Annotated in this window: 11 protein-coding genes; 8 read left to right on the top strand and 3 right to left on the bottom strand. The window is 73.1% G+C overall.

Annotation, left to right across the window (positions count from 1 at the left end; all coding sequences use genetic code 11):
* Positions 1–102: 102 nt before the first annotated feature.
* Entirely contained in the window at positions 103–732 is a 630-nt protein-coding gene (locus ACFRQN_RS25370) for a TetR/AcrR family transcriptional regulator (protein WP_375876070.1), read from the bottom strand.
* A gap of 191 nt (positions 733–923) precedes the next feature.
* On the opposite strand from ACFRQN_RS25370, the gene ACFRQN_RS25365 reads away from it, so the two are divergent.
* The 3 genes from ACFRQN_RS25365 (at position 924) to ACFRQN_RS25355 (ending at position 3,429) form a co-directional block, all read left to right on the top strand.
* Positions 924–1,805: an NAD(P)-dependent oxidoreductase gene (locus tag ACFRQN_RS25365; RefSeq protein ID WP_049656452.1), complete on the top strand. Its 882-nt coding sequence runs from the start codon at positions 924–926 to the stop codon at positions 1,803–1,805.
* Between the two features lie 217 nt (positions 1,806–2,022).
* Positions 2,023–2,739 carry a GntR family transcriptional regulator gene (locus tag ACFRQN_RS25360; protein WP_049656453.1) on the top strand — a complete coding sequence of 239 codons (717 nt, stop codon included), beginning with the start codon at positions 2,023–2,025 and terminating at the stop codon, positions 2,737–2,739.
* 93 nt (positions 2,740–2,832) lie between these two features.
* Positions 2,833–3,429: a Uma2 family endonuclease gene (locus ACFRQN_RS25355; protein WP_049656455.1), complete on the top strand. Its 597-nt coding sequence runs from the start codon at positions 2,833–2,835 to the stop codon at positions 3,427–3,429.
* Position 3,430: 1 nt separating this feature from the next.
* Here ACFRQN_RS25355 and ACFRQN_RS25350 read toward each other — a convergent pair whose 3' ends face one another.
* Together ACFRQN_RS25350 and ACFRQN_RS25345 are read right to left on the bottom strand one after the other, a co-directional pair.
* Positions 3,431–4,114, bottom strand: coding sequence for an ABC transporter ATP-binding protein (locus ACFRQN_RS25350; RefSeq protein ID WP_380742339.1), 684 nt, complete (start codon positions 4,112–4,114; stop codon positions 3,431–3,433).
* Positions 4,111–5,187, bottom strand: a complete 1,077-nt coding sequence (locus ACFRQN_RS25345) for an FtsX-like permease family protein (protein WP_049656458.1) — start codon at positions 5,185–5,187, stop codon at positions 4,111–4,113. Before ACFRQN_RS25345 ends, ACFRQN_RS25350 begins: the two co-directional genes overlap by 4 nt.
* A gap of 165 nt (positions 5,188–5,352) precedes the next feature.
* Here ACFRQN_RS25345 and ACFRQN_RS25340 point away from each other — a divergent pair, with 165 nt between their 5' ends.
* From ACFRQN_RS25340 to ACFRQN_RS25320, 5 genes are all read left to right on the top strand, one after another.
* Positions 5,353–6,558, top strand: coding sequence for a sensor histidine kinase (locus ACFRQN_RS25340; protein WP_380742337.1), 1,206 nt, complete (start codon positions 5,353–5,355; stop codon positions 6,556–6,558).
* Entirely contained in the window at positions 6,555–7,181 is a 627-nt protein-coding gene (locus ACFRQN_RS25335) for a response regulator transcription factor (protein WP_049656462.1), read from the top strand. Before ACFRQN_RS25340 ends, ACFRQN_RS25335 begins: the two co-directional genes overlap by 4 nt.
* 48 nt (positions 7,182–7,229) lie before the next feature.
* Positions 7,230–8,252 (top strand): nitronate monooxygenase, encoded by a 1,023-nt coding sequence (locus ACFRQN_RS25330; protein WP_380742335.1) that lies wholly within the window; start codon positions 7,230–7,232, stop codon positions 8,250–8,252.
* Between the two features lie 100 nt (positions 8,253–8,352).
* On the top strand, positions 8,353–8,724 hold the full coding sequence (locus ACFRQN_RS25325) for a type II toxin-antitoxin system RelE/ParE family toxin (RefSeq protein ID WP_380742333.1): 372 nt from the start codon (positions 8,353–8,355) through the stop codon (positions 8,722–8,724).
* Positions 8,721–9,050, top strand: coding sequence for an XRE family transcriptional regulator (locus tag ACFRQN_RS25320; RefSeq protein WP_380742331.1), 330 nt, complete (start codon positions 8,721–8,723; stop codon positions 9,048–9,050). Before ACFRQN_RS25325 ends, ACFRQN_RS25320 begins: the two co-directional genes overlap by 4 nt.
* Positions 9,051–9,060: the final 10 nt, after the last annotated feature.

Raw genomic sequence — 9,060 nt, 5'->3', positions numbered from 1 at the left:
GGGATGGGATCCCCCGCTGCACCGGCTCCTCACGTTTTCCGGACGTTTTCCGGCAGGCTCCCGGGCGGGCTGGCTGGCTGGCGGGCGGTCCGGTTCGGCGCGTCAGGCCCGGTCGTCGGCGTAGGCGGTGAGCAGGCGGGCCAGGTGCTTGCCGGTGACCAGCAGCGGCTCCTCGCTGCGGGCGACCTGGGCGGCGAGCTCGGCGCCCTCCAGGGTGCTGATCACGGTGCCGGCCAGCTCGCGGGCGTCCTGCTCGCCGATGCCGGCGGCGAGCAGCCGTTCCGTCACGACGGCCCGCCAGTGGGCGAAGGCCTCGGCCACCGCCTCCTCGATCACCGGCACCCGGCCGATCGTCTCCAGGGCGGTGCTGGTGATCGGGCAGCCGTCCTGCCAGTCGGACGCGCGCAGTTCGGTGGCGAGCAGCCGGGTGCAGGCGGTCATCGCCTCGCCCAGGTCCGGTGAGGAGCCGAGCCCGGCGTGCAGCATGACGGCGAACTCCTCGTCCCCGTGCCGGATCGCCTCGGCGGCCAACTCCTGCTTGCCGCCCGGGAAGAAGTGGTAGACGGAGCCGAGAGTGGCCTCGGCCTCGCGGGAGATCTGCTTGATCCCGGTGCCCTCGTACCCCTGGCGCTGCAGCAGCCGGGAGGTGGCCCGGACGATCCGCTCCCGGGTGCCGGGCTTCGCTTCGGCCTGCGCGCCGTCCTTCGGTGCGGCCTTCGCCGGGGCCTTCACCGGGGCCTTCGCCGCGACCCTCACAGCGGCCTTCGGGTCGGCCTTCGCTGGGGTCTTCTCGGGCGTCTTCACGGCGCGATCCTAGCCGAGATTCTGAGTAGAGCGTTCGTTCCAGTCCTGTGCTAGCGTCGGCTCCGGCGCTCTGGATAGAGCGTTCGTTCTAGGCATTCGTCCAGTGGAGGGGAACACGCATGTCCGTGGAGCAGCAGGCGAAGCGATCCGTGACGGTGATCGGGCTCGGCCCGATGGGGCAGGCCATGGCCCGGGCGTTCCTGGACGCCGGGTACGCCGTCACGGTGTGGAACCGCACGGCCGCACGGGCCGACGAACTCGTCGCCCGGGGCGCGCAGGCGGCGCCCAGCGCGGAGGCGGCGGTGGCGGCGAACGAACTGGTGGTGCTCAGCCTCACCGACTACGACGCCGTGTTCACCGTCCTGGAGTCGGTCGAGCCGGCGCTGAAGGGGAAGGTGGTCGCGAACCTCAGCTCGGACACCCCCGGGCGGGCCCGCGAGGCCGCCCGCTGGCTGGCCGAGCGCGGCGCCGGGCACCTGACCGGCGGGGTGCAGGTGCCGCCGTCGGGCATCGGCAGCCCCGAGTCGTCCACCTTCTACAGCGGCCCGGTCGAGCTGTTCCGGCGGCACCGGGCCGCCCTGGAGGTGCTCACCGGGGCCGACTACCGGGGTGACGACCCCGGGCTGGCCCAGCTGTACTACCAGATCCAGATGGACCTGTTCTGGTCCTCGATGGTCGGCTACCTGCACGCCACGGCGGTCGCCGAGGCCAACGGCATCACCGCCGAGGAGTTCCTGCCGTACGCCCTGCCCACCGCCGCGCTGCTGCCGCGGATGATCGAGTTCTACGCGCCGCGGATCACCGCCGGGGACCACCGCGGGGACGTCGACCGGCTGACGATGGCACTCGCGAGCATCGAGCACGTCCAGCACACCGCGGAGGACTCCGGGGTGGACGGCGCCCTGCCGGCCCTCCTCGCGGAGGCGGTCCGGCGGGGTGTGGCGGACGGGGACGGCGCGGCCAGCCTGAGCACCCTGGTGGGGCGGTTCCGCCGGGCGTAGCCCTCCGGGTGGACCTCCGTGCGGACCTCCCGGGCGGACCGGAAGATCGTGTGCCGTCGGCCGTTGTCACGGCCGACGGCCGCTGTCACCATGGCGTTCGGCAGGAGGAGGGGCCGGTGCGGCGGGTCGGTGACGGGTGTTCGAATCACTGGCTGTTGCGCACGCAACGTAACGTGACATTGTACGCTGGTGTTCTGCACCCACCCGGAGGAACACCATGGCCGACCTCAAGTCCCGCACCCTGATCTCCGTACAGGAGCGGCTTCGCGACCAGGTCGCGCACGCACTCCGGGCAGCCCTGATCTCCGGCGAACTGCGCCCCGGCGTCGTCTACTCCGCCCCCGCGCTCGCCGCCGACTTCGGCGTCTCCGCGACCCCCGTCCGCGAGGCCATGCTCGACCTCGCCCGCGAGGGCCTGGTCGAAGCCGTCCGCAACAAGGGCTTCCGGGTCACCGAGCTGACCGACCGCGACCTCGACGACTTCACCGAGATCCGCGCCCTGATCGAGGTCCCGACCGTCGGCCGGGTGGCGCGCACCGCCACCAAGGAGCAGCTGGAGCGGCTGCGCCCGCAGGCCGAGGCGATCGTCGCTGCGGCCCGCAAGCACGACCTGATCGGCTACCTGGAGGCCGACCGCCAGTTCCACCTCGACCTGCTGGGCCTGGCCGGCAACTCGCGGCTGGTCGAGGTCGTCGGCGACCTGCGCAAGCGCTCGCGGCTCTACGGCCTCAACCGGCTCGACGAGCGCGGCGAGCTGGTCTCCTCGGCGGAGGAGCACCTGGAGCTGCTCGACCTGCTGCTCGCCGGCGACGCGGCCGGGGCCGAGGCCTGCATGACCCGCCACCTCAGCCACGTCCGCTCCCTCTGGGCCGGCGAGGAGAAGCCCGCCGAACCGGAGCCCTCGGCCCTGCGCCTGCGGTCCGGCCGGGGCTAAACCGCTCGTTCGGGTGAAGACTGAGGATCGGGCGCCGAAAGGCGTGCCGGTTCTACGATGATGCTCTCGACATCGGCAGCCAGGAGGAAATCCATGTCCGCCGCAGCAGTGGAAGAGCCCATGGAGCAGCCGACGCTGCTCGAAGCCGCTGAGCTGATCTCCAACCAGTTCACCGGGCACCGGGTCGAGATCGTCGGGAGCCAGATCACCGTGACGCCGCCGCCGAACGCTTCGCACAGCAAGTCGCTGAGCCGCCTGATGCGCGTGCTGTTCCAGGCCGGCCTCGATGGAGGCGGGACCGAAGTCCTTCAGGGCGTCGGGATCTGGCTGCCGGATGGGCCGTCGGACTATGCGATTCCCGATCTGGTGGTTGTCGACGCCGATATCGACGATCACCTGATCGAGTACAACTGCTACGACCCGGCCGTCTTCCGGCTCGTTCTGGAAGTCACCTCGTCCAACCACAGCGATGACTTGAAGAGGAAGCCTTTCGTCTACGCGTCTGCCGGCGTGCCCGTCTACGTGATCGTGGATCGCGCGAATCAGCGAGTCATGGTGCTCACCGATCCGCGGGACGGCGAATACCGGGTGCACGCCGTCCACCACCCCGGGCAGTCCTTCACCCTGCCGGAGTCGATCGGAGCGTCGGTGACGCTCTCGGTGGACGACGTGCTGACGGCCAAGAAGTAGGTCAGAGCGCAGCCGCCGGGAGGGTCAGCCGTCCGTCGTGGACCTCGGCGATCTGGTCGACGGCCGTCAGGTGGGTGCGGTCGTGGGTGACCAGGACGGTGGCGGTGGCCCGGCGGTGGGTGAGGTCGGTGATCAGGTCGAGGACGGCGGCGCCGCGTTCGTGGTCGAGGGCGCTGGTGGGTTCGTCGACCAGCAGGACGGTGGGGTCGTTCATCAGCGCGCGGGCGATGTTGACCCGCTGGCGCTGCCCGCCGGAGAGCTGGTGCGGCCGGCGGGCGGCCTGGTCGCGCAGGCCGACGGCGTCGAGGAGTTCCAGGGCGCGGGGGAGCGCGCCGCGCGGGGGGCGGCCGTCGAGGTGGGCCATCACCTGCAACTGCTCCACGGCGGTGAGCGAGGGCAGCAGGTTGGCCTGCTGGAACACGATGCCGATCCTGGTGCGGCGCAGCGCGGTGAGGTCGGCCCGGCTGAGGCCCGTGGTGTCGGTGCCGTCGACGACGACCTGCCCGGAGTCCGGGGTGATCAGGGTGGCGGCGACCGCGAGCAGGCTGGACTTGCCGGAGCCGGAGGGGCCGACGACGGCGGTGAGCGTGCCCTTGGGGACGGTCAGCGAGACCTCGTCGAGTGCCGTGAGCCGGCCGTCGCCGTCCGGGTAGGTGAGGGTGATGCGGTCGAGGACGAGACTCATCGGGCGCTCCCGAGGGCGGTCAGCGGGTCGACGGAGGTGATCCGGCGGATGGACAGGGCCGCGCCGATCGCGCCGAGGGCGATCATGACGGCGGCGGGCAGCAGGACGGTCGGGGCGTCCAGCACGAAGGGGACGGCGGAACCGATCAGCGCGCCGAAGCCGGACGCGATCGCGGTGCCGACGACCGTGCCGAGCAGCAGCAAGAGGACGGCCTGGCCGAGGGCGTCGCGCAGCAGGTAGCGGGTGGAGGCACCGAGGGCCTTGAGGACGGCGATGTCGCCGCTGCGCTGGATCGTCCAGACGGTGAAGAACGCGCCGATCACCAGGGCCGAGATGGCGAACAGGAAGCCGCGCATCAGCTGGAGGGAGCCGTTCTCCGAGGTGTAGGAGCCGATCGCGGCGAGGGCGTCGTCGCGGGTGCGGGTCTCGGTGCCGTGGCGGGCGTCGGCGGCGGCCAGGTCGGCGCCCTTGGCGGTGTCGAGCGCGATGACGGTGGCGTGGCCGGCGCCGCCGGGGGCGGCCTGCTGCCAGTCGCCGAGGCTGGTCCAGATCACCGGGGTGTGGCTGTACGCGGCGTCGCCCTCGACGGCGGCGACCCGCAGCGGGTGGCCGGCCAGGGTGAAGTCGGCGCCGGGGGCGAGGCCGCCCAGGTTCTCGGCGGCGGTCTTGGACAGTACGGCCTGGCCGGGGGCGATCCGGCTGCCCTGCGGGGCGAGTGCGGAGCCGTCCGGGACGCCGAAGGCGGAGAGCGCGGCGGTGCGCTGTCCGGCGGCGGCCTTGGTGGTGGTGATGCCGATCGGCTGGGCGGAGGTGACGCCGGGCTCGCGGGCCCAGGCCTGCCACTGGTCGGGGGTGACCTGGGAGTCGGTGAAGGAGAGCTTCTGCCCGTCGGCCGGCTTGCCGAAGACCAGGTGGTCGGCGGGCAGGCCGGTGATCGCGGAGATGTTCTGCCGGCCGAGCCCGGCGGTCAGCCCGGACAGCAGGCCGACCAGCACGGTGATCAGCACGATGACGGTTCCCATCAGGGCGAACCGCCCCTTGGCGAACCTCAGGTCCCTCCAGGCGACGAACACGACGGGGCCTTCCTCTGGACAGGTGGTTTCGACACTTCCACCGTCCTGGACGGGAGGGGTCCGGGGCATCGCGCCGGGGATTGCATCCTGGGCATCAAAGGGGAGAGCCCGAGTTCAACCTTTTGATTGATGCCGGGTGCCGGGCTAGGAACTTAGGCTGGACGGATGGCGACCGAACGATCCAGAACCACCCCCGTCGCCCGCGTCCTCCAGGTCTGCCTGCACCTGCTCGTGGCGGGCCTGCTCGCGCTCGCCGTCGCCCGGGCCGTCCTCGTCGACCGGGGCGGCGATCCGGCCGCCGTCGCCGCCGCGGCCACCGCGATGGCCGCCGTCTACACCGTCGGGCCGCAGCTGGCCGCCGTGCGCCGCTCCCGGCGGGCGGCCGCGCTCTGGCTGGCGCTGCTCGGCGTCACCTGGGCGGGTGTGCTGATCACCACCCAGGACGGCGTCTGGCTGGCCTTCCCGCTGTACTTCCTGGAACTGCACCTGCTGGGGCGGCGCGGCGGGCTGGTCGCCGTCGGGCTGACCGCCGCCGCGTCGATCGCCGCGTGGTCCTGGCACCAGCACAGCTTCAGCTTCGCCGCCTCGATCGGGCCCGCGCTCGGCGCGGCCGTCGCCACCGCCACCGTGCTCGGCTACCAGGCGCTGTACCGGGAGAGCGAGGAGCGCCGCCGGCTGATCGACGAGCTGACCGCCGCCCGCGCCGACGCCGCCGCCGCCCACCACGCCGCCGGGGTGCTGGCCGAGCGGGAGCGGCTCGCCCGGGAGATCCACGACACCCTCGCACAGGGCCTCAGCTCCATCCAGCTGCTGCTGCGGGCCGCCCAGCGGGCCCTGCCGGAGCGCACCGAGACCGCCGCCGGGTACGTCGAGCAGGCGCGGCAGGCCGCCCAGGACAACCTGGACGAGGCCCGCCGGTTCGTCCGGGCGCTCACCCCGCCCGCGCTGGACGGCGACCCGCTGCCGGTCGCGCTGGAGCGGCTGTGCGCGACGACGACGGCGCAGAGCGGCCTGCCGGTGAAGCTGCACGTCTCCGGCGCCCCGGTCCGGCTGCCGGTCGCGGAGGAGGTCGCGCTGCTGCGGATCGCGCAGTCGGCGCTCGGCAACACCGTCCGGCACGCGGGGGCCGCGCGGGCCGAGGTGACACTCAGCTACATGGAGGGTGAGGTGGCACTGGACGTGTACGACGACGGGGCCGGGTTCGACCCGGCGGCGGTCGCCGGCCGCACCGGCGGGGACGGCGGCTTCGGGCTGCCGTCGATGCGGGCCAGGGCGCGGGCGCTCGGCGGCGGCTTCACGGTGGAGTCGGCGCCCGGGCAGGGCACGACGGTGGCGGTGCAGCTGCCGGTCACCCCGGAGGCCGGCCAGTGATCCGGCTGCTCATCGCCGACGACCACCCGGTGGTGCGGGCCGGGCTGCGGGCCGTGCTGGAGTGCGAACCGGACTTCGCCATCGTGGCGGAGGCGGCCACCGCCGAGCGGGCCGTCGAACTGGCGGCCGAGCCGGGCGTGGACGTGGTGCTGATGGACCTCCAGTTCGGGCCGGGATCGGCCATGAACGGGGCGCAGGCCACCGCGGCGATCACCGCCCGGGCGGGCGCGCCGCGGGTCCTGGTGGTCACCACGTACGACACCGACGCGGACACCCTGCCCGCCCTGGAGGCGGGCGCCACCGGCTACCTGCTGAAGGACGCGCCGCCGGAGGAGCTGGCCCAGGCCGTCCGGGCCGCCGCGGCGGGGCGCAGCGCGCTGGCGCCCAGCGTGGCGGACCGGCTGCTGGAGCGGATGCGGACGCCCGCGGCGGCGCTCAGCGCCCGGGAGACCGAGGTGCTGGGGCTGGTCGCGGACGGGCTGACCAACCAGCAGGTCAGTCAGCGGCTGCACCTGAGCCAGGCCACGGTGAAGTCCCATCTGGTGCACATCTACACCAAGTTGGGCGTGGACTCGCGCACGGCGGCGGTGCGCGAGGCACGGCGGCTGGGGCTGATCCGCTGAGCGTAGGGTGGGGGTGTTCCGTGCCCGTGGCAGCGTGAGGAGCGCCTGATGACCGTCCGTCTCGACGAGCTCGCCGTACCGGTGATCGCCGCCCCGATGGCGGGCGGGCCCTCGACGCCCGAACTGGTGGCGGCGGTGAACCGGGCCGGCGGGCTCGGGTTCCTGGCCGGCGCCCTCAAGACCGCCCAGGCGATGGCCGAGCAGATCGCGGCGGTACGGAAGTCGACCGACCGGCCGTACGGGGTGAACCTCTTCGTGCCGGGCACGCCCGGGGACGCGGCGGCCGTCGCGGCGTACCGGGAGCGGCTGCGCCCCGAGGCCGAGCAGTGGGGCGTGACCCTGCCGGAGGAGATCGGGCCGGACCGCGACGACTGGGAGGCCAAGCTCGCCCTCCTGCTCGCCGACCCGGTGCCGGTGCTCTCGTACACCTTCGGGCTGCCCACGGCCGAGGAGGCGGCGGCGGTGCGGGCGGTCGGCACGACCCAGGTCGCCACCGTCACCACGCCCGAGGAGGCGCGGGCGGCGCAGGCCCTCGGGATGGACGCGCTGTGCGTGCAGGGCCCGGAGGCGGGCGGCCACCGGGGCACCCACCGGGTGACGGACCGGCCCGGGGAGCTGCCGCTGCTCGAACTGCTGCCCGCCGTACGGGAGGTGACGGCGCTGCCGCTGATCGCCGCGGGCGGGCTCGGCGACGGCGCGGCCGTCGCGGCGGCACTGCGGGCGGGGGCGGTGGCGGTGCAGTTGGGCACGGCGCTGCTGCGCTCGGACGAGTCAGGCGCCTCGGCCGCCCACCGGGCGGCGCTCGTCGAACTCCCGGAGACGGCCGTCACCCGCGCCTTCACCGGCCGCCCGGCCCGCGGCCTGCGCAACGGCTTCATCGACTGCCACGGCCCGTACGCCCCGCCCGCCTACCCCGAGGTCCACCACCTCACCGCCCCCCTCCGCGCCGCCGCCGCCCGCCGCGGCGACACCGACGCCATGCACCTCTGGGCCGGCACCGCCCACCACCTGGCCCGCACCGGCCCGGCGGAGCAGATCGTCGCCGACCTGTGGCAGGCAGCGCGCGGGTAGCCGGTCGGGGGCGCGCAGGACTCGGCGTGTTGTCCCTCGCAGGGGTGGATTGAGCGGGAAAGCGCGCGGTAACGTATAAGGGACAACTTAATGTAGCCGCATGTGGGAGATCACGCTTCTGGCGCCGGTTGAGGAGTGGTACTTGCAGGTTTGCGAGGACGACCCCAAAACAGCCGAGAACATTCTTGAGGCACTGGACTTGCTGGCCGACAAAGGTCCGGCCTTGGGGCGGCCTGCGGTGGACCGGATCCATCGCAGCCGTTTGCACAACCTCAAGGAACTGAGGCCGGGTTCGTCGGGTGCCAGCGAGGTGCGCATGCTGTTCGTCTTCGACCAGGAACGGGAGGCCATCGTCCTCGTGGCCGGCGACAAGTCTGGTCGTTGGTCCGAATGGTACGACGAGTCGATCCCTTTGGCCGAGAAGCGCTACGCAGATTACGTCGAGGAGCAACGGAACGGAGCACGCCGATGAAGGGGCGTAGTTGGACCGAGGTGCGAGCCGAGGTCGTGAAGCGGTTTCCCGAGCTGGTGACGCCGGAGGCGGAGGCGAGGCGGGCGCAGGTCCGCCAGGAGATGCTTGCCCAGATCCGGGGGCATGAGCTGGCCGAGATGCGGAAGTCGGCCGACCTCACCCAGAAGGAGGTGGCGGAGCTGATGGGCGTGAGCCAGGCCCGGGTGTCGCAGATCGAGCACGGGCAGGTGGACAGCCTGGACAACCTGCGGGCCTATGCCGCCGCGATCGGCGGGGAAGTGGAAGTCGCCGTCCGACAGGGGGAGCGGACGATCAAGGTGGCTTGACCGTCCGCTC

Origin of the sequence: Kitasatospora sp. NPDC056800, from assembly GCF_042789775.1 — a bacterium.
GTDB lineage: Bacteria > Actinomycetota > Actinomycetes > Streptomycetales > Streptomycetaceae > Kitasatospora.
The sequence above is the reverse complement of the archived record's forward strand: the minus strand, read 5'-3'. Positions and strand labels throughout refer to the sequence as shown.